This is a genomic window from Sphaerisporangium rufum, from assembly GCF_016863395.1.
GTDB classification, from domain to species: Bacteria; Actinomycetota; Actinomycetes; order Streptosporangiales; family Streptosporangiaceae; genus Sphaerisporangium; species Sphaerisporangium rufum.
The window spans coordinates 19,759-39,457 of sequence record NZ_BOOU01000076.1 but is presented as its reverse complement, the minus strand read 5'-3'; the positions used below and the strand labels follow the sequence as shown (position 1 = coordinate 39,457).

At 71.7% G+C, this 19,699-nt stretch carries 19 protein-coding genes, 1 pseudogene and 1 riboswitch; of the genes and pseudogenes, 12 read left to right on the top strand and 8 right to left on the bottom strand.

Translation table 11 applies throughout. The features are described 5' to 3' along the window. Nucleotides 1-108 precede the first annotated feature (108 nt). The 3 genes from glyA to Sru01_RS27775 form a co-directional block, all read right to left on the bottom strand. Entirely contained in the window at nucleotides 109-1,362 is a 1,254-nt protein-coding gene (glyA, locus tag Sru01_RS27785; protein WP_203991556.1) for a serine hydroxymethyltransferase, read from the bottom strand. Nucleotides 1,363-1,384: 22 nt separating this feature from the next. Beyond that, a riboswitch (ZMP/ZTP riboswitch) is annotated at nucleotides 1,385-1,465 on the bottom strand. After that, entirely contained in the window at nucleotides 1,462-2,460 is a 999-nt protein-coding gene (locus Sru01_RS27780; RefSeq protein WP_203991555.1) for a YihY/virulence factor BrkB family protein, read from the bottom strand. It overlaps the preceding riboswitch by 4 nt. 145 nt (nucleotides 2,461-2,605) lie before the next feature. After that, on the bottom strand, nucleotides 2,606-3,403 hold the full coding sequence (locus Sru01_RS27775) for a TIGR03084 family metal-binding protein (protein ID WP_203991552.1): 798 nt from the start codon (nucleotides 3,401-3,403) through the stop codon (nucleotides 2,606-2,608). Between the two features lie 64 nt (nucleotides 3,404-3,467). On the opposite strand from Sru01_RS27775, the gene Sru01_RS27770 reads away from it, so the two are divergent. From Sru01_RS27770 to Sru01_RS27720, 11 genes and pseudogenes are all read left to right on the top strand, one after another. Continuing rightward, nucleotides 3,468-3,635 (top strand): hypothetical protein, encoded by a 168-nt coding sequence (locus Sru01_RS27770; RefSeq protein WP_203991549.1) that lies wholly within the window; start codon nucleotides 3,468-3,470, stop codon nucleotides 3,633-3,635. A gap of 371 nt (nucleotides 3,636-4,006) precedes the next feature. Beyond that, complete coding sequence (locus Sru01_RS27765; protein ID WP_203991546.1) at nucleotides 4,007-5,689, top strand: nitrite/sulfite reductase; 1,683 nt, start codon at nucleotides 4,007-4,009, stop codon at nucleotides 5,687-5,689. Nucleotides 5,690-5,708: 19 nt separating this feature from the next. Then, nucleotides 5,709-5,852 (top strand): Insertion element protein, encoded by a 144-nt coding sequence (locus tag Sru01_RS27760; protein WP_203991544.1) that lies wholly within the window; start codon nucleotides 5,709-5,711, stop codon nucleotides 5,850-5,852. 52 nt (nucleotides 5,853-5,904) lie between these two features. Further along, a complete protein-coding gene (locus Sru01_RS27755; RefSeq protein ID WP_203991542.1) occupies nucleotides 5,905-6,633 on the top strand; it encodes a phosphoadenylyl-sulfate reductase in 729 nt (242 codons plus the stop codon). A 71-nt stretch (nucleotides 6,634-6,704) separates the two neighbouring features. Beyond that, complete coding sequence (locus tag Sru01_RS27750) at nucleotides 6,705-7,412, top strand: sirohydrochlorin chelatase (RefSeq protein ID WP_239137786.1); 708 nt, start codon at nucleotides 6,705-6,707, stop codon at nucleotides 7,410-7,412. Nucleotides 7,413-7,439: 27 nt separating this feature from the next. Continuing rightward, the gene (locus Sru01_RS27745; protein ID WP_203991538.1) at nucleotides 7,440-7,856 is read left to right on the top strand and encodes a hypothetical protein; all 417 of its coding nucleotides are present in this window, start codon (nucleotides 7,440-7,442) and stop codon (nucleotides 7,854-7,856) included. 2 nt (nucleotides 7,857-7,858) lie between these two features. Beyond that, nucleotides 7,859-10,585: a KGGVGR-motif variant AAA ATPase gene (locus Sru01_RS27740; protein ID WP_239137792.1), complete on the top strand. Its 2,727-nt coding sequence runs from the start codon at nucleotides 7,859-7,861 to the stop codon at nucleotides 10,583-10,585. A 209-nt stretch (nucleotides 10,586-10,794) separates the two neighbouring features. Next, on the top strand, nucleotides 10,795-11,355 hold the full coding sequence (locus tag Sru01_RS27735) for a GNAT family N-acetyltransferase (RefSeq protein WP_203991534.1): 561 nt from the start codon (nucleotides 10,795-10,797) through the stop codon (nucleotides 11,353-11,355). Nucleotides 11,356-11,501: 146 nt separating this feature from the next. After that, nucleotides 11,502-12,407 carry an SPFH domain-containing protein gene (locus Sru01_RS27730; protein WP_203991660.1) on the top strand — a complete coding sequence of 302 codons (906 nt, stop codon included), beginning with the start codon at nucleotides 11,502-11,504 and terminating at the stop codon, nucleotides 12,405-12,407. Beyond that, nucleotides 12,404-12,595, top strand: a pseudogene (locus tag Sru01_RS27725) (type II toxin-antitoxin system antitoxin); the annotation flags it as partial. The gene Sru01_RS27730 and the pseudogene Sru01_RS27725, both read left to right, overlap by 4 nt. 176 nt (nucleotides 12,596-12,771) lie before the next feature. Next, nucleotides 12,772-13,404, top strand: coding sequence for a GOLPH3/VPS74 family protein (locus Sru01_RS27720; RefSeq protein ID WP_203991531.1), 633 nt, complete (start codon nucleotides 12,772-12,774; stop codon nucleotides 13,402-13,404). Between the two features lie 6 nt (nucleotides 13,405-13,410). Here the strand turns inward: Sru01_RS27720 and Sru01_RS27715 are convergent, their stop codons facing one another. The 3 genes from Sru01_RS27715 to Sru01_RS27705 form a co-directional block, all read right to left on the bottom strand. After that, nucleotides 13,411-14,241: a DUF1707 SHOCT-like domain-containing protein gene (locus Sru01_RS27715; protein ID WP_239137785.1), complete on the bottom strand. Its 831-nt coding sequence runs from the start codon at nucleotides 14,239-14,241 to the stop codon at nucleotides 13,411-13,413. 70 nt (nucleotides 14,242-14,311) lie between these two features. Further along, complete coding sequence (locus Sru01_RS27710; protein ID WP_203991525.1) at nucleotides 14,312-15,253, bottom strand: maleylpyruvate isomerase family mycothiol-dependent enzyme; 942 nt, start codon at nucleotides 15,251-15,253, stop codon at nucleotides 14,312-14,314. 2 nt (nucleotides 15,254-15,255) lie between these two features. Then, nucleotides 15,256-15,810 carry an RNA polymerase sigma factor gene (locus Sru01_RS27705; protein ID WP_203991523.1) on the bottom strand — a complete coding sequence of 185 codons (555 nt, stop codon included), beginning with the start codon at nucleotides 15,808-15,810 and terminating at the stop codon, nucleotides 15,256-15,258. Nucleotides 15,811-16,137: 327 nt separating this feature from the next. Here Sru01_RS27705 and Sru01_RS27700 point away from each other — a divergent pair, with 327 nt between their 5' ends. Further along, nucleotides 16,138-17,766, top strand: a complete 1,629-nt coding sequence (locus Sru01_RS27700; RefSeq protein ID WP_203991520.1) for an isovaleryl-CoA dehydrogenase — start codon at nucleotides 16,138-16,140, stop codon at nucleotides 17,764-17,766. Between the two features lie 69 nt (nucleotides 17,767-17,835). Here the strand turns inward: Sru01_RS27700 and Sru01_RS27695 are convergent, their stop codons facing one another. Together Sru01_RS27695 and Sru01_RS27690 are read right to left on the bottom strand one after the other, a co-directional pair. Continuing rightward, the gene (locus tag Sru01_RS27695) at nucleotides 17,836-18,702 is read right to left on the bottom strand and encodes a carbohydrate ABC transporter permease (RefSeq protein WP_203991519.1); all 867 of its coding nucleotides are present in this window, start codon (nucleotides 18,700-18,702) and stop codon (nucleotides 17,836-17,838) included. After that, the gene (locus Sru01_RS27690) at nucleotides 18,699-19,643 is read right to left on the bottom strand and encodes a carbohydrate ABC transporter permease (RefSeq protein WP_203991518.1); all 945 of its coding nucleotides are present in this window, start codon (nucleotides 19,641-19,643) and stop codon (nucleotides 18,699-18,701) included. Before Sru01_RS27690 ends, Sru01_RS27695 begins: the two co-directional genes overlap by 4 nt. Nucleotides 19,644-19,699 lie beyond the last annotated feature (56 nt).

Below are 19,699 nucleotides of genomic sequence, written 5' to 3'. Positions count from 1 at the left end.
CCTCCGTCTCGGCCGCCTGTTCATGGCGGCGCCGGCCGGGCCACTGTATCGCGGCACCGGCCGGCGCGCGCAAGGCGTTTCACCCCCGGCGTGTCGCCGGTCCCGCCGTCAGCTCAGGCCGGGCGCGGGGAACTTGGCGGTCAGCTCGCTGACCTCGCCGTGCACCCGGGCGACGACCTCGTCGGCATCGCCCTTGGCCAGCGCGGTGACGACCTCGTCCATCCAGGCGCCGATCTGCCGCATCTCCGCCTCGCCCATGCCGCGGCTGGTGATCGACGGGGTGCCGATGCGCAGCCCGGACGGGTCGAACGGCTTGCGCGGGTCGAACGGCACGGTGTTGTAGTTGGTCTCCAGGCCGGCCAGGTCCAGGGCCTGCGCCGCGGGCTTGCCCGCCACGCCCTTGGAGGTCAGGTCGATCAGGATCAGGTGGTTGTCGGTGCCGCCGGACACCAGGTCGAAGCCGCGCCCGGCCAGCTCCTCGGCCAGGGCCTTGGCGTTGCGCACCACCTGGTGGGCGTAGGCCTTGAAGTCCTCGCCGGACGCCTCGCGCAGCGCCACCGCGATGGCGGCGGTGGTGTGGTTGTGCGGCCCGCCCTGCAGGCCGGGGAACACCGCCTTGTTCAGCGCCTTGGCGTGCTCCTCGTCGCCGGCCATCAGCATGGCGCCGCGCGGGCCGCGCAGCGTCTTGTGGGTGGTGGTGGAGATGACGTCGGCGTGGCCCACCGGGGTCGGGTGCGCGCCGCCGGCGACCAGGCCGGCGATGTGGGCGATGTCGGCGGCCAGCACCGCGCCCACCTCGCGGGCGATCTCCGCGAACGCCGGGAAGTCGATCGTCCGCGGGATGGCGGTGCCGCCGCAGAAGATCAGCTTGGGCCGGTGCTCCAGGGCCAGGGCGCGCACCTCGTCCATGTCGATGCGGCCGGTGTCGCGCCGCACGCCGTAGCGGACCGGGGTGAACCACTTGCCGGTGGCCGAGACCGACCAGCCGTGGGTGAGGTGCCCGCCGAACGGCAGGCCCATGCCCATGACGGTGTCGCCGGGGTTCAGGAAGGCGAGGTAGACGGCGAGGTTGGCCGGCGACCCCGAGTACGGCTGCACGTTGGCGAACGGCACGCCGAACAGCGCCTTGGCCCGCTCGATGGCGAGGGTCTCGATCTGGTCGATGACCTGCTGGCCCTCGTAGTACCGCTTGCCGGCGTAGCCCTCGGAGTATTTGTTGGTGAGGACGGTGCCGGTCGCTTCGAGCACGGCCCGCGAGACGTAGTTCTCCGAGGGGATCAGCTTGACGGTGTCGGCCTGCCGGCGCTCCTCCGCCCTGATCAGCTCGGCGAGCTGCGGGTCGACGTCCGCAAGAGAACTCATGGCCCTACCCTTCGTTGGCTGCTCCGTGGACCCAGGCGCACGGCCCCCGGCTGTTCGCTCCCTGGTGGTGGTCCACCCCGACGCGCCAGTCGCCTCAGGTCAGACGATAGCGGACTCGCCGTTGCGCCCCGATCCACCACGGGTCCAGAGGCGGTCGACCTCCGCGTTCAGCGTCGCGCCGATGAGCACCGCCAGCGCGGTGATGTAGAGCCACAGCAGCACCGCGATCGGCGCGGCCAGCGAGCCGTAGACCGACAGCGGGGTGAACCAGGCGGCCAGCACCGCGCGCAGCACCGCGGCGCAGGGGATCCAGATGACCAGGGCGAGCACCGCGCCGGGCAGCTCGCGCCACCACCGGGTCCGCAACGGCACGCTGACGTGGTAGAGCAGCGTCAGCACCAGCACCGAGCCGACGACCACCACCGGCCAGTAGAAGATCGCCACCAGGTCGGCGTAGGGGGGCAGCGTCTCCGACATCAGGGTCGGCCCCACCACCAGTACGGGGATCACGATCAGGCCCAGCAGCAGCGCGGCCAGGTACAGGCCGAAGGACAGGATGCGGGTGCGGACGATGTTGCGCGTCTCCCCCAGGCCGTAGGCGATGGAGATGAGGTCGACATAGACGAACAGCGCCCGCGACCCCGACCACAGCGACAGCAGGAAGCCGAGCGAGATCAGCGGGACCTGGCCGCCGCGCAGCACGTCGTCCAGCAGCGGGCGCACCACCCGGCCCACGGTGTCGTCGGTGAACAGCAGGTGGGCCTGCCGCAGCACCCAGCCGCGGGTCTCGGCGATGGTGTCCGGGCCGAGCACGCCGCTCAGGTGGCCGAGCAGGCCGATGATGCCGAGCACGAACGGCGGCAGCGACAGCAGCGCGAAGAACGCGGCCTCGCCGGCCAGCCCGGTGACCCGGAAGTTGAACCCGGCCACCGTGGTGCCCTTCACCACCTCCCAGGAGCGGGTGCCGGTGACGGCGTTCCACACGCGCGAGCGGCGCACCGCGGAGATGCGCCTGGCGGCGGTGGACCGGATCAGCCGCCGGCGTCGGCCGCGGACCCGCGCGGAGGAGGCCCCGCGCGGCGCGTCGGTGGACGTCATGGAACCCAACAGTATTCGCATCGCTGCTCGCTACCCGGTACGACCATGACCCCGCCCTGTGCCGATCTCCGTGAGCACCGCCTACCCCGAACCGGCTTGTCCTACCGGAACACCGTTCCCACCAGGGCGGACGGCGCCGCCAGGATCATGGTCGGGGCATCCCGGCGGGCCGGTCGGCCCCCGGCGGCCCGGCGAAGACCTGGGCGACCGACAGCCAGGCCTCGGCCGTGGCGCCGCGCACCTCCAGCGCGGTGTCATCGCGGTGCCGGCGCCGGGTGACCAGCAGGCAGAAGTCCAGCGCCGTCCCGCGCACCAGGTCGGCCGCACCGGCCGGGCCGTGCTCGAACCGGCCGCCGCCGGGCAGGGTCAGCTCGACGCGCACCGGCGCGGCCGGCGGCTCCAGCCCGCGCACCACGAAGCCGTAGGGCAGGGCCCGCGCGCCGAGCAGCGCGATGTGCCGCAGCCGGTCGGTCGGCACCCGGGTGATCTCCAGCGCGTCGGCGACGTCCTGGCCGTGCGCCCAGGTCTCCATGATCCGCGCGGTGGCGAACGACGCGGCCGACATGTCCGGCCCGTACCAGGGCAGCCGCGCCCGGGGGTCCACGGCCGCAAGGGCCGCCAGGCTGCGTGCGCGGGCGGCGCGGAACCAGTCGATCACCTGGCCGGGCGACAGGCCGCGGGCGGCCGCCGCGATCTCGTCCACCGCGCCCTCGCCGCGGGCGGCGAACGCCGGCAGCGCGGCCCGGAAGCCCTCGGGGTCGGTGGCCGCGGTGGTGGCCGCGTCGTCGAACCAGGCGAGGTGGCTGACCTGGTCGCGCACCGCCCAGCCCGCGGCCGGGGTGGGGCGCTCCCACTCCGCCGGCCCGAGCGGTTCGAGCACGGCCAGCAGCTCGTCGCCCTCGGCGCGCAGGTCGGCCAGCAGGTCGGGCATGGAGACGGCCATGGCACCTCACGATTCGACGGACGTGCCGCCAGCGTAACCAGTGCCCACGGGGAACAATGACAGGATGATCTGCGAGGACTGCAAGGATCACCGGCACGAGGAGTGCCAGGGCGGGTCCTGGTGCGACTGCCAGCACAAGCCACCGACCGGCCAGGAGCAGGAGTCCGGCGACTCCGAGCAGGACGGGGACCGCGCGCCCGAGCCGCCCACGAACTGGCTGAGGCAGGGGTGACCCCCTGCCGGGCGGCGCAGGGCCGGCCGGCGGCCTTCGAGGGCCGGGCGCTCCGGAGGTACGGACGCCGCCGAGCGGTGTCGCGAATGTCCAGACTGTGGACCTGATATTGGACATCCGACCGGCGGCGGGTATCGTAGCGGACATGCCAGCGGACCCGCTCCTCGTCGTGCGACGCCACGTCGACTTCCTGCGTGTCCGCAGTGCCATCTGTTGTGACGCCCGTTGATCATCGCCCCCTGTTGACTCTCGGCAGCACGGGCGCGTGAACCGGCGTCTTTTTTCATGCCCTCCGGAGTGAGCTCCAGACGGCCATGCCCGCCGCGCGCGCGTCCCGCCTGACCTGATCACTTCTCGGCAAAGGACGCCACATGACCAGCCCGCCCAGGCCGGCGAGCCGCCACCACAAGCGCCCTAAAGGCGAAGGCCAATGGGCTCTCGGTTACCGTGAGCCGCTCAACAAGAACGAGGAGAACAAGAAGAACGATGACGGGCTGAACGTCCGTCAGCGGATCATCGACGTCTACTCCAAGCGCGGCTTCGACTCGATCGACCCGGCCGACCTGCGCGGCCGGTTCCGGTGGTTCGGCCTGTACACCCAGCGCAAGCCCGGCATCGACGGCGGCAAGACCGCGATCCTGGAGCCGGAGGAGCTGGACGACCGCTACTTCATGCTGCGGGTCCGGATCGACGGCGGGCAGCTCGACCTGCGGCAGCTGCGCACCATCGGCGAGATCGCCAACACCTACGCCCGGGGCACCGCCGACGTCACCGACCGGCAGAACATCCAGCTGCACTGGGTGGAGGTGGAGTCGGTCCCGGCCATCTGGGAGGCCCTGGAGGCGGTCGGGCTGTCCACCACCGAGGCCTGCGGCGACACCCCGCGCGTCATGCTGGGCTGCCCGCTGGCCGGCATCGACGCCGAAGAGATCATCGACGCCTCGCCGCAGATCGCCGAGACCGTCGAGCGGTACATCGGCGACCCGGCGTTCTCCAACCTGCCGCGCAAGTTCAAGACCGCCATGAGCGGCTGCCCGGCGCACTGCACGGTGCACGAGATCAACGACATCGCGTTCGTCGGCGTCGAGGACGAGAACGGCGAGCGGGGCTTCGACCTGTGGGTGGGCGGCGGGCTGTCCACCAACCCGATGTTCGCCAAGCGCCTCGGGGTGTTCGTCCGTCCCGACCAGGTGAGCGAGGTCTGGGCCGGGGTCACCGGCATCTTCCGCGACTACGGCTACCGGCGGCTGCGCCACCGGGCCCGCATCAAGTTCCTGGTCAACGACTGGGGCGTCGAGCGCTTCCGCGAGGTGCTGGAGAAGGAGTACCTCGGCCACACCCTGCCCGACGGCCCGGCGCCGCAGCCGGCGCGCGGCGGGCGGCGCGACCACGTCGGCGTTTTCCCGCAGCAGGACGGCAACCGCTACGTCGGCTTCGCGCCGCGGGTGGGCCGGCTGGACGGTGACAAGCTCCTCGCCATCGCCGACCTCGCCGAGCGGTACGGCTCGGGCCGGGTGCGCACGACCGTCGAGCAGAAGATGGTCATCCTGGACGTGCCGCCGGACCGGGTGGAGGCGCTGGTGGCCGAGCTGGAGGCGGCCGACCTGCAGGTCCGGCCGAGCACCTTCCGCCGGCAGACCATGGCCTGCACCGGCATCGAGTACTGCAAGCTGGCGATCGTGGAGACCAAGGCGCTGGCCTCCGACCTGATCGACGAGCTGGAGCGGCGGCTGCCCGGCTTCACCGACCCGCTGACCATCAACGTCAACGGCTGCCCCAACTCCTGCGCGCGCATCCAGGTCGCCGACATCGGGCTGAAGGGCCAGCTCGTCACGGACGCGACCGGCGCCCAGGTCGAGGGGTTCCAGATCCACCTCGGCGGCTCCATGGGCGACTCCCCCGGGTTCGGCCGCAAGGTGCGCGGGCTGAAGGCCACCGCCGCCGAGCTGCCGGACTACGTCGAGCGGGTGCTGAAGAACTTCCAGGGCCAGAAGAACGAGGGCGAGACCTTCGCCGAGTGGGTACGGCGCGCCGACGAGGCGGACCTGTCGTGACCGGGCCGGGCGGGCGGGCATGAGCGAGCGAGCGGTCCCCTTCCACTGCCCCTACTGCGGCGACGAGGACCTGGAGCCGTACGAGGGCGACGGCTGCTGGTACTGCCGGTCCTGTGCCCGCGCCTTCCGGCTCAAGTTCCTCGGTATCGGCGTGCGGTCGTGACCCCCGGCGCACGGTCCCGCACAACTGACGGACGAGAAGTGGTGAGCGTGTCATGACATTGCTGGACATAGAAATCGGACTGGAGCGGCAGCGCGGGGTCCTGGACCTGCGTGCCATCGTGGAGTCGGCCGCGGAGTTCCTAGAGGACGCCCCGGCGCGGGAGATCATCCGCTGGGCGGCGGCGACGTTCGGCGACCGGTTGTGCCTCACCTCCTCGATGAGCGACGCGCTGCTGGTCGACCTGGTCAGCCGGGTGAAGCCGGGCGTGGACGTGCTGTTCATCGACACCGGCTACCACTTCGCCGAGACCATCGGCACCCGGGACGCCGTGCAGCAGGTCTACGACGTGAACGTGATCAACGTGGCGCCGTCCCGGACGGTCGCCGAGCAGGAGCGCGACCTCGGGCCACGCCTGAACGGCCGCAACCCCGACCTGTGCTGCTACCTGCGCAAGGTCGAGCCGCTGAACCGCGCGCTGGAGCCGTACGCTGCGTGGATCTCCGGCATTCGCCGCGACGAGTCGCCGACCCGGGCCGGCACCCGGGTGGTCGAGTGGGACGCCAAGCGCCAGATGGTCAAGGTCAACCCGATCGCCCGCTGGACCCAGGACGACGTCGACAACTACATGGCCGACAACGGCGTGATCATCAATCCGCTGCACTACGACGGGTATCCGTCCATCGGCTGCGCGCCGTGCACCCGCCGGGTCGCCCCCGGCGAGGACCCGCGCAGCGGCCGGTGGGCCGGTCTGGGCAAGACCGAATGCGGAATCCACCTCTGACGCCGCTTCCAGGGCGCCATGCCGGCGACGGCCCCGTGCCGCCGCCGGCGGCGGCCCCCATCGAACGGCCGGTGCCGTTGGTCGCGGTGGCGCACGGGTCGCGCGACCCGCGGGCCGCGGCCACCGTGGAGGCCGTGCTGGACCAGGTGCGGCAGGCCCGCCCGGACCTGCCGGTCCGGGTCGCCTACCTCGACCACTGCCGCCCGACCCTGGCCGAGGCACTGGCCGGCCTGGACGAGGCCGTCGTGCTGCCGCTGCTGCTCACCGAGGCTTACCACAGCCGGGTCGACATCCCCTCCGGGCTCCGCGAGATCCAGGCCGCCCGCCCGACGCTGCGCGTCCGCCAGGGCGGCACGCTCGGCCCGCACCCGCTGATGTTCGCCGCCCTGGAGCGCCGGCTGGCCGAGGCCGGGGTGCCCGCCGGCGACCCGGACACCGCGGTGGTGCTCGTCTCGGCCGGCTCCAGCGACCCCGCCGCCAACGCCACGATCACCGCCATGGCCGCCGAATGGGCCCGGACCGGCTGGCATTCGGTGACCGCCGCCTACGCCTCGGCCGCCGACCCCACCCCCGAGCAGGCCGTCCAGGCCCTCCTCGGCGCCGACCCCGCCGGCCGGCCGCGGCGGGTGGCGGTCGCGCTGTACCTCCTCGCCCCCGGCCACTTCGCCGACAAGGCACGCCGCACCGCACTGGCCGCCGGCGCCCACACCGTAACCGCCCCCCTCGGCCCCACCCCCGAACTGGCGAGCATCCTGCTGGAGCGCTACGCCACTACGTAACGCAAAGAGATGGTAACGTCACTCCGCGTGACCATAGACGTCGGGCGCAATCAACTTCGTGCCAGCCTTTCCCGACACCAGGCGGCGGCCGCCGTGCTCGACTCGGGCGCCTCGGCCGCGCTGTTGCTCTTCTACGGGGCTGAATGCGGGCTCAAGTCCTCCCTGCTCGAGCGGCACGGGTTGCGGTCCACCTCGCAGCTGCCGGAGCATCTCCGTGCTCATCACGATCTGAAACTGCTGGCCAAGGAGTTACGGCTGCCCCGCAGTCTCTGCGACCAGATCCACTCATGTACGAGTCAGCAGGATCGCCGGCAACGCGTAGAGTTCCGCGACCTCCACCAAGCATGGCGATACGGACATTCGCTGAGAAAAGAGCACGAGGAGCAGGCACTTGTCGTGTTGCACGACCTCCTGGACTGGTGTCGGCAAGAATTGCGTGTGTGATCATGCCAGATGAGGAGCTCGGAACTCCGGGGCACATCTTCACCTGGGTCGACGTCGATGCCCACCTCGCGGCGTTGGCGGCGGCCGGCCGCTGGCCGGAGTGGGTGCTGGAGTGCGATGCCTTCTGGGACGGCCTGGAAGTGACCGTCGCTCCGGACGCGTCCCAGGTGAGTGCCCTGTCCTGGCTGAGCGAGGTGTTCGGTGTCGGCTCGTTGTTCCAGGATGAGCAGCCGCTGCTGCGGCTGGACGACGTTCCCGGGCGCCCTTCGACGCGGTTGCTGCCGATCGCGGTACATCGGCGGGATGTGGAGAAACCACGGCGAGAGCCTCGCTGGCGAGAGCGGCGCATCGTGGCCTCCCTCAGCGAGCCGCTGCCACGGCCCGGTGCGCCATTTGCCGGTGATGTGCGGGTAGCCGCCCTGCACTCGTTCAAAGGAGGGGTCGGCCGCACTCTGCACGGAGTCGCCCTCGCCGAGGCGCTCGCCCAACGTGGCGGCCGGGTACTGCTGGTGGACGCCGATTTAGAAGCGCCGGGAATCACCTGGATGTTCGGTGCACATGGACGCCGGGTCGATTTCGGCTACGAGGATTTCCTCGCACTCCTGCACTCCTCCGAGAACGGGCGCCCGGATGACGCGGTGCGACTCGGAGCCGCCTACCTTCCGAACCAGATGATGGGAAATGTGATCGTCATGCCGACCCGACGGTCGTTGTATGACATCGCCCCTCCGCGGCTGGAACCCACCGACCTGCTGACGCCCGACCGGTCGATCTACTACCTGACGGAGTCTCTTGCCGAACTCGCCGACCGGCTCGGCGCACGGACGGTTCTCATCGATCTCCGCGCGGGGAGCAGCGAACTCGCCGCTCCCATCCTGCTCGACCCCAGGATCCAGCGGATCTTCGTCACCACGGTCAGCAGCCAGTCGTTGCACGGCACCGTCCGCACCATCCAGCAACTCGGCCGCCGCGCTCCGTCGGGTGCCGACGACCCGGCGAGCGTCGCGGTCATCACCCAGTTCCGTGAGGACGGACACCGGGAGCTGGCGATGTCGGCCGCGACCCGCCTCCGGGACGCGATCTCCGGCACCCTCGAACGGCTCTCGCCCGGAAGGGATGATCTGATCACCGACCGGGACGTGACCCTGGAACCGATCTTCAGCGTCTTCCAGGACCGCCTTCTCGCCCTCCCCGAATCCTGGGAGGCGGTCACCGATCTGGTGCGTCGTCAGCACCTCTCCGAGACGCTGGCTTCGCTCGCAGACGAACTTCTGCCGGCCCCGGAACAGGTTCGCCAGGATCATCCGTCGGACGGCGGTGCGATCACCATCGCCGTGCAACCTGACGAACTGGCGATCAGGCGCAACCACCTGACCGAATTCGCCCAGCGGCTGGTGTACGCCGAGACGGCGGAAGACGCCGACTTCCTGCCGACCGAATCGCTGCGCAACATCCTCACGTCGCATCGGACCGAACCACCGCTGTGTGTGGTCACCGGAGCCAAGGGCTCCGGAAAGACGTTCACCCAACTGCAAATGTGCTTCCGCCATACCTGGCGCCGCTACGCGGACGATGTCGGCGTGTCCGGCGTGACCCTTGACGCGCCCCTCGCACCGGTGCTGGTGTCCAAGCATCTCAGTGACTCCGCACGCGAGCGGATCGACGAGATCCAGCAGGGCGCCACCACCGATGGGGGCCCCGGAGTCGCCACGCAACTGGCACTGCACGACCTGGTGGACGGCGCCCTGCGTTCCGAGCTCACCAACGTCGAATGGAGACGGGTGTGGCTGACCTGCATGGCCCGAGTCGTGGGCATCGACGCCACTCCTGCCGATGTCGAGCACAGGTTGATCGAGTTCGCCGCCGAGAACACCCGGATCTTCCTCTTCGACGGGCTGGAGGATCTCCTTCAAGATCTTCTCGGCAATGAGATCCAGCGTCAGGCGCTCCGGGTCCTGCTGATCGACTGCATCGACTGGCTGCGCAGCCTGCGCGGACGACCCCTCGGTTTGATCATTTTTGTCCGGCGTGACCTCGTGCAGTCGGCCATCAGGCAGAACCACCAGCAGTTCTTCGCCCGGTACAGCGACTATGAACTCAAGTGGAATCACTTCGAGGCGCTGCGCTTGGCCCTTTGGGTGACGCAGCGCTCTGGAGCATTGCCGGAACTCACGGCCGACCAGGTGGCGGCGGCCAGGAACCAGTCCCTGAGCACGATGCTGCATCCGTTGTGGGGCGAGAAAATGGGCTCCCCAAGGTCGAGGGAGGCGCGTTCCGACGGCTGGTTCCTGGCCGCGCTGTCCGACTTCAACGACCAGATCCAGGCGCGTGACATCGTGACGTTCCTCAAGGAGTCGGCGGCTCATTCCGCCGAGGACGTGCGCTCTTCGACCCGCCTGCTGACACCCGCCGCCATGAGGAAGGCCCTCGTCCAGTGCAGCCTGGACAAGATCCGCGCCATTACCGAGGAGAGTCCTCAGGTAGGCGCCATCCTCCAGCATCTGCAGAGCCTGCCGGCCGAACGGAAGAGAATCCCCTTCAGCCCGGAGGCGGTAGAACTGACCACCGCCCAGCTCGAAGTCCTCGCCGCGAACGGAGTCGTCTTCCGGGAGGAGGACGAATACTGGATTCCCGAGATCTTCCGGCACGGCCTCGCGTTCAAGGCGACCGGCCGCCCGAAGATCCTGGCGATCGCGAATCTGGTTCGCCAACGGAACAACCTCGACTGAAGCACCCGCTACACCAAGACCGCCCACCATCACTCACCCGCCGCTGACGACGATCAGGTGACCGCGCCGGCGGCATTCAGCGGCGAACCGGTCACCGACTCGGCGCATCGTCGGTCCCGGCGAACGGCCGTCGCGTGCCTGTGATGTCATCGACCGGGCGGTGGGATAACCAGGTGTGCCGCCGGACCCTGACCGTTACCGTCCCACCCATGGCGAGCACGAATCTGCGCACCGAACGCCTAGAGCTTCGGCCGGTGCGCGACGAGGACATCGACCGGATCATGCAGTACCGCAACCTGCCGGAGGTCACCCGCTGGCTCCTGCGCACGGAGGTCGACGCCGCGTCGTTGCGCGCGGTGTGGCGGCGCGCGGCGGCAAACCCCGACGATCACAGCGTGGCGGTCGTCCTCGACGGCATGGTGATCGGGACCGTCTCGCTCGACGTGGCCGATGGCATGGGCCAACCGGGAATGCCGCCGCGGACGGAGGCCGAACTCGGCTACATCTTCGACCCGGCGTACGGCGGCCACGGGTATGCGACCGAGGCCGTCACCGCGATGGTGGCATACGCGTTCGACCGGCTGGGCGTTCGCAGGATCACCGCGGGCTGCTTCGCGGACAACCTGCCCTCGGTGCGGCTCCTGGAGAAGGTCGGCATGCGTCGTGAGCAGCACGGCGTGGGCGACTCCTGGCACGCCGAACTAGGTTGGGTGGACGGCTACACCTACGCCCTGCTCGCCGAGGCCTGGCGCCAGGGGACGGCCCCGTAGGTCGATCGACGAGAGGTCAGGGCTCGAGGGCCGACGCGAGCCGAGTCTTCTTCGGCTGCAATCGGGCAATCGGGGGTTAAAAAAGTGATATCACTTTGCTATGGTTGTGCCATCGAGACCGACCCCCCGGAGGAACGATGGCGCAGATGGTGGACGAGGCCGCGGTGGAGATGCCGGCGTCGCGGGTGAGCGAGAAGCGGCCGTTCGAGATGTCGGGATGGCCGGTGCTGGCCATCGTCCTGGTAGTGCTGGCCGCGGGCGGCTGGCTGCTGAACCGGGGGGTGACCGAGCAGGTCGCCGGCCTGGCGGGCGCCGGGGTGGTCCTGCTGGTGGTGGGGGTGATCCCGCTCACCAGCCTGATAGCCATCGCGCCCGGCGAGGCCCGGGTCGTGCAGCTGCTCGGCCGCTACCTCGGCACCACCCGCACCGACGGCCTGCGCTGGGTGCTCCCCTTCACCGTGCGCCGCCGGGTCTCCACCCGGATCCGCAACCACGAGACCGACGTCGCCAAGGTCAACGACGCGGACGGCAACCCGATCCAGATGGCCGCCGTCGTCGTCTGGCAGGTGGAGGACACCGCCAAGGCGACGTTCGAGGTGGACGACTTCGTGGAGTTCGTCGCCATCCAGACCGAGACCGCGGTCCGGCACATCGCCGGCAACTACCCCTACGACTCGCACGACGGCGCCGGTCTGTCCCTGCGGGAGAACGCCGACGAGATCACCGGCAGGCTGTCCACCGAGATCGCCGCCCGGGTGGCCTCGGCCGGGGTGCGGGTCATCGAGTCGCGCATCACCCAGCTGTCCTACGCGCCGGAGATCGCCCAGGCCATGCTGCGCCGCCAGCAGGCCGGCGCGGTGGTCGCCGCCCGGCGGCAGATCGTCGAGGGCGCGGTCGGCATGGTGGAGGCCGCGCTGCACCGGCTGGACGTCGCCGACGTCGTCGACCTGGACGACGAGCGCAAGGCCGCGATGGTGAGCAACCTGCTGGTGGTGCTGTGCGGCGACCGGGACGTCCAGCCCGTCGTGAACACCGGCTCCCTGTACCAGTGAGCGAACGCAAGAAGATCCTGTTGAGGCTCGACCCGGCCGTGCACGACGCGCTCGCCCGGTGGGCCGGGGACGAGTTGCGCAGCACCAACGCCCAGATCGAGTTCCTGCTCCGCCGGGCACTGGCCGACGCCGGGCGGCTGCCCGGCGAGGCGGGCGGCATCCCCCGCCGCGGCCGCCCGCGCAAGGCACCGGCCCAAGGTGCCTCCGCGGGCGCCCCGGCCGGCGGCACGGCCGGGCGTACGGACGGCGACGCGACCGGGCGTACGGACGGCGGCACGGCCGGCGACGCGAACGGCGGCACGACCGGCAGGACCGGCGGCGGCGAGGACGGCGCCCCCGGGTGACCAGCGAGGAGACGAGTGAGATGAACCTGCCCGAGACGCTGCCCGAGCGGCTCTACCTGCTCGCCTACGACCCACGGCGCGGACGCCCGGTCGCCGGGTTCCGGCTCGGCTACCTGCTGCGCGCCGGGATCCTGGCCGAGTTGCTGCTGCGCGGCGACCTCACCGACACCGGCGGGCGGCCGAAGGCGGCTCGCGCCCACTCCGCGGATCCGCTGCTGGACCCGGTGCTCCAGCAGATCGCAGCGGCCCGGCCCCGTTCCTGGCAGCGCTGGGTGAGCCGGGCGACCGGCGCCGCCGTCCGCGACGTGCGTGCCCGGCTGGCCGCCGGCGGCTGGATCCGGCTGGAGACCCACCGGGTGCTCGGCATCTTCCCCTACACCAAGGTGACGGTCCGCGACCCGCGGGTGCCGAAGCAGCTGGCGAGCACGGCCGCGTCCGCGCTGAAGGGCGGCCGGCCGGTGGAGCGCCTGGCACCGGCGGACGCCGCGCTCGCCGCGCTGGCCGCGGCCGTCCGGCTGCGGACCGTGTTGCCCCGGGCCGAATGGCGCGGGGTACGCCACCGCGCCGAAGAGCTGGGCGACCCGATCCACCCGGTCCCCGGCGCGCTCAAGAAGGCCGTCCAGCAGGCCGAGGCCGCCGCGGCCGCCGGTTGACCGAAGTCAGTATCCCGGCGGGGACGGCGGCGCCGGAGGCGGCGGGCCGGGCCGCCGGTAGGGGTCGGCGTGCTCGGGGGCCTCGCCCCCGTGCCAGGCACCGTGACCGTGGTCCCAGCCGCCCGGCGCGGCGCCGTACAGCTCGCGCCGGTCCCGGTAGCGGCCACGGCCGCGGCGCTCGTCGCGCAGCTCGCGCCGCATACCCCGCATGTCCTCGCGGAACTCGGCACGCCGCTCGGCCCACCAGCCGCTCCAGGCGTACCAGTCCCGTTTGATCGGCTTGGCGTGCGAGTCGCCGATCACCTTCACGTCGCCCATCAGCACGTACGCGCGGACCCGGACGATCGGCACGTTCTGCCCGGGCGGCGCCTCGATGACCCTGGTGCTCTTGTCCCCCATGACCACGACGCCGGTCAGGTCGACGTCCACCCCGTCCGGCACGATGATCTTGATGTCGCCCATGACCACGGTGGCGACGATGTCGATCTCGTTGGACCGCACCTCGGCCTCGCGCAGGTCGATCGTCACGTCCCCCATCACCGCGACCGCGCCGATCTCCCCGTCGATCCGCCACTTGCCATGCCGCTTGGTGTCGCCCATGACCGCGACCAGCCACCGGCGGGCCCGCCCGCCGGTCCGCGGGGCGGCCGGCGGCCGGTACGCCTGCGGCGGCCCGCCCGGCAGGTCGGCGGTGACCTGGGCCAGCTCGGCGTGCGTGGCGGCCAGGTAGGCGGCCTCGGTGCGCTCGGTCAGCTCGGCCAGCGTCAGCCGGCCCTCGACCGACGCCTCCCGGAGCCGCTCGACCACCGCTTCCCGCTCGGCATCCGAAGCCCGCATGCCACCCGATTCATCCATGCCCCGAATGTAGCCCCAAACCGCCCCAACCGCGATATGTCGCAACCCGATCTCAAGGCCCGGAGAGGGCGGGGGCTGCGTGCAGGATGTCACGGGCCAGGGCGTGGTCGCCGTGGACGTCGGCAGGGAAGGCGTCCGGGGAGCCGCGGCCGCCGAGGAGGAAGCAGAAGGCGACGGCGTCACAGCTGATCTCGGTGTCCGCCGGCGTGCCGGCCGGCGGCTCGGCGGGCTCCTGCGGGGCGAGGGGAAGGTGCCAGGTGCCGCCGCCGTCACCGGTCAGGGTCAGGCGCAGCGTGCGGCCGGGGGCGGCCAGCCCGGACAGCGCCATCGTCACCGGGACCAGCCGGGCGCACAGGTCGGCGGTCGGCCGGATGTGCTCGGTGATCGGGCGGGGCAGGGCGAGACCGAGCACGGCGGCGGCGTCGGCGGTGTGGATCCAGGTCTCCAGCGCGCGGGCGAGCAGGTGGTCGGCCAGCGGCAGCGTCATGCCGGAGGCGGTGACCGGGGTGCCCGGATCGGTCGCGGCGGCGCGCTCGGCGAGCGCGGCGGCCTGGTCGAGCCATTCGGCGCGGACGCGGTCGGCGGGCAGGTCGCGGATGTGGGCGTGCAGTTCGGCGGTGCGGGCGATCGGGTCGTCGGCGCCGGGTGGCGGGCCGGCGACCGGGGTGCCCAGCGCCGCCGCGACCAGGCCGTCGACGGCGGCGAGGTGGGCGACCAGTTCCGTCAGCGTCCAGCCCTCCACGATGCGGCGGGACAGGTCGGCGGGCGCGGCCGAGGCGAGCAGGGCGTCCATGGCGGCCACCCGGGCCGCGTACGGGGCGGGGTGGCCGGCGGCGCCGGCCGGCCGGCGGGCGGCCCGGGCGGCGGCCAGCAGCCGGGACCGGGCGGCGGCCGGCGGCGGGCCGAGGCGCTCGGCGGCGGCGTCCACGGCCAGGCGGGTGATGGGGTCGGAGGGTCCGGGGATCCCGGCGCCGGAGCGCGGCTGGCGATCCACCGTCACACCTCCTCTTCGGAGAGCTCGTCGGCGATCTTCCGCAGGCCGAGTCTGATCCGGGATTTGACCGTCCCCTCGGGCAGGCCGAGCTCTTCGGCCGCCTGGCGGTAGGTACGGCCACCGTAGTAGGCGAGTTCGATGGCCTGGCGCACCTCGCCGGGCAACCGGCTGACGGCGCGCCGGACGCGGGCGGCCTCGTCGGCGGCGAGCACGCCCTCCTCGGGAGGGCCGGCGGCGGGCTCGGGCAGCAGCGGGGCGCGCGCGGTGCGGTGCCGTTCCTCGGTGCGGACGTGGTCCACCGCGCGCCGGTGGGCGATGGTGGCCAGCCAGGACCGCAGGGTGCCCCGGTCGGGGTCGAAGGACAGCGGGCGCTGCCAGAAGGTGACGAAGACCTCCTGGACGATGTCCTCGGCGACGGACCGGTCCCGGGTCACCCGCAGCGCGAGCGCCAGCACCAGCGGGTAGAGGCGGTCGTGCAGCTCGCCGAGGGCGGCCTCGTCGCCGCCCACGACACGCTGGTGGAGCACCCGGTCATCGGTCTTGTCAGGCCCGTCCACCGGTCCCACCCCTCCTCGTCCACGCCCCCGAGCATCCCACTGTTCCCGGGAAATGTTGAGCCGAGCCCGCGGCCGCCGGGTGCGGCACGCGGCGACCGGCCCGCGCCGTACGCGGACATGCGACGCCTTCACCCCGGGCTCCCCCGATCGCCGGTCCGTTCGTCCCCCGTCGCGCCACCCCTGCCCGAGCGGCGGGCACCGAATCCACCAGGGCCGCGCTCCGGTGGAACGTTCTTCCGGAAATGATGATGTGATGGAAAGCGGAGTGTGCACGAACGAACGCTTCGCGTCCCTGCCCGCACGCATCGGATCGCCCGGAGGCTTCCTTTGACGCACGACGTCTTCAACCAGGCCCCCCCGCTCACCGGCCACGATGTGTCCGCCGATCCCGCCCTGGTGGAGGGGGTGCGGCGCGAGGAGGCGGACTGGGCCCTCGGCGAGTTGCGGATGCTCGGCACCCTGGCGGGCTCGGCGCGGGCGCAGGAGTGGGGGCGGCTGGCCAACGAGCACCCGCCGGTGCTGCGCACCCACGACCGGTACGGCAACCGGCTGGACGAGGTCGAGTTCCACCCGGCCTGGCACGAGTTGATGTCGGTGGCGGTGACGCACGGCCTGCACGCCTCGCCGTGGGTGTCGCGGCGGCCGGGCGCGCATGTGGCGCGGGCCGCCAAGTTCTACGTGTGGTCGCAGGTGGAGGCGGGGCACGGCTGCCCGATCTCGATGACCTACGCCAGCGTGGCGGCATTGCGGCACCGCCCGGCGCTGGCCGCCGAGTGGGAACCGCTGCTCGCCTCGCGCGCCTACGAGCCCGGCCTACGCCCGCCCGCCACCAAGCGGGGGGTGCTGGCCGGGATGGCCATGACCGAGAAGCAGGGCGGCTCGGACGTGCGGGCGAACACCACCCGGGCCGAGCCGCTGGCCGACGGCACGTACGCGATCACCGGCCACAAGTGGTTCAACTCGGCGCCGATGTGCGATGTGTTCCTGGTGCTGGCGCAGGCCCCGGGCGGCCTGTCGTGCTTCCTGCTGCCGCGGGTGCTGCCGGACGGCTCCCGCAACGCGCTGCGCCTGGTGCGGCTGAAGGACAAGCTCGGCAACCGGTCCAACGCCTCGGCGGAGGTCGAGTACGACGGCGCGCGGGCGCACCTGGTCGGCGAGGAGGGCCGGGGGGTGCGCACCATCATCGAGATGGTCAACATGACCCGGCTGGACTGCGTGCTCGGCTCGGCGGCGGGCATGCGGGCCGGCGTGCGGCAGGCCGTGCACCACGCGCTGCACCGGTCGGCGTTCGGCAAGCCGCTCGCCGACCAGCCGCTGATGCGCAACGTGCTGGCCGACCTGGTGCTGGAGTCGGAGGCGGCGACCACGCTGGCGCTGCGGCTGGCCGGGGCGACCGACCGGGCGATCCGCGGCGACACCGGCCAGGGGGCGCTGCGCCGGGTGGCGCTGGCCGCGGCCAAGTACTGGGTGTGCAAGCGGGCCCCGGGGCACGCGGCCGAGTCGCTGGAGTGCCTGGGCGGCAACGGCTACGTGGAGGATTCGCAGCTGCCGCGGCTGTTCCGCGAGTCGCCGCTGAACGGGATCTGGGAGGGCTCGGGCAACGTCGCCGCGCTGGACCTGCTCCGGTCGGTCGGCAAGGAACCGGAGAACCTGGACGCGTTCTTCGGCGAGGTGGACCTCGCCAAGGGCGCCGACGCCGACCTGGACGCCGCAGTCCGCGCGGCCAAGGACGCGCTCGCCGACCCGGCCGGCCTCGAATACCGCGCTCGCCAGGTCGTGGAGCGCCTCGCCCTGGTACTGCAGGCGTCCCTGCTGGTCCGGCACGGCCCGCCCGCCGTCGCCGACGCCTTCTGCGCGGCCCGGCTGGGCCCGGAGCGGAGCCTGGCCTACGGCGGGCTGCCCTCTGGGGCGGACCTGGACGCCATCATCGACCGGGTGAACGTGAAGCCCGCCTGAGGAGATCGTCCGGGCGATCGTCCGGGCGGCCGCGGGCGGCCCGGTCACGCGGTGCGCGCGGTCGGCGGCCTATCTCAGGCCGCCGGCCGACAGGCCGCCACGCCAGTGCCGCTGGAGGGTGAAGAAGGCGACGACGAGCGGGATCACCGACACCAGCGCGCCCAGGATGATGAGGCTCCACAGCGAGGTGCCGCCCGAATTGTTCGCCGCGGCGATCCCCTGCCAGACGCCGAGGCCGACGGTGACCGGGAACAGGCGGTTGTCGGAGAGCATGGCGAGCGGCAGGAAGTAGTTGTTCCAGGAGGCCACCGCGGACAGCAGCAGCACCGTCACCACCGCCGGGCGCATCAGCGGCAGCGCGACCTGGAAGAACGTCCGCAACTCGCCGGCGCCGTCGGCGCGTGCCGCGTCGAGGATCTCGCCGGGGACGGCGTCGCGCGCGTACACGTGCATCAGGTAGACGCCGAACGGGTTGAGCAGCGACGGGAGGATCACCGCCCAGACGGTGTTCGTCAGGCCGAGCCGGGAGAACATGATGAAGGTCGGGATGACCAGTGCCGTCGCGGGCACCATCAGCGCGCCGAGCATGACGGAGAAGGTGAAGCGCCGGCCGGCGAACCGGTATCTGGCGAAACCGTAGCCGGCCATGACGGAGAGGACGGTGGCGCCGACCCCGCCGGCCAGCGCGTACAGCGTGGAGTTGAGGATCCATCTCCCGTAGATGCCGCCGTCGTAGGTGAACAGCCGGGTGAGGTTGCCGGCGTAGTCGACGCGGCCGGCGAACCACATGGTGTTGCCGCCGCCGAACAGGCCGGAGGCGTCCTTGGATCCGTTGACGATGACCCACCAGAACGGCACGAGGAAGTACACGACCAGGAAGCCGAGGAGCACCTGGACGGGCAGGTGGCGCCCGGCGGTGCGGGAGCGGGCGGTCATCGAAGGAAGCTCCTGCGCTTGCGGGTGAGGAACAGGAAGGCGTAGACGCAGACGAAGACGATCCCGCCGAGCGCGAAGGAGATCGCCGATCCGTAGTTGAAGTTGGCCAGCGCGAACGCCTGCTGGTAGGCGTACATGTTGGGGGTGAAGTCCGGTCCGATCGTGCCGGCCGCCAGGTGGCGCAGGATCTGCGGCTCGTTGAAGAACTGCAGGGTGCCGATGAGCGAGAAGACCAGGATGAGCAGCAGCGCGGGAGTGATCAGCGGGATCTTGATCCGCAGCGCGACCTGCCATCGGCCGGCGCCGTCGATGCGGCCGGCCTCGTACAGCGCCGGGTCGATGCCCTGCAGCGCCGCGTACAGGATGATCATGTAATAGCCGGCCCACTGCCAGGTGACGATGTTCGTCAGGCCGTAGAAGATCAGGTCGCCGCCGAGGAGGTCGGGCGCGGTGCCGCCGAACCACCCGAAGACGTCGGTGAGCGGCCCGAAACTCCTGCTGTACAGGAAACCCCACATGACCGCGCCGATGACGGTGGGGATCGCGTAGGGCAGGAAGATCATCAGCCGGGAGAAGCGGGCGAACAGCGAGGTCACCGCGTCCAGGATCAGGGCGATGGCGAGGGCGACGGCGATCTGCAGCGGGATGGCCACCAGCGAGAAGCGGACGACGAACCACACCCCGGACCGGAAGCTCGGGTCGGTGAACGCCTTGGCGTAGTTGTCGAACAGCACGAAGCCGGTGCCGCCGATCAGCTGCCTGCGGAAGAGGCTGAGGTACAGCGCGTACCCGAGCGGCGCGATGAGGAGGGCCAGGAAGACGAGCGCGAACGGCCCGACGAAGAGCCACCCCATCAGATGCTCGCGCGGGCGCGCCCGGCCGCGGGCCGTGGGGGCCGTCACCTGAGCGCGCGGTGCGCTCTCTTCGGTCAGGAATGTCATCGTGGCTCCGGGAGGTCGACGCCGGGGAGTCGCGGGTGGGCCGGGACGCCCGGCCC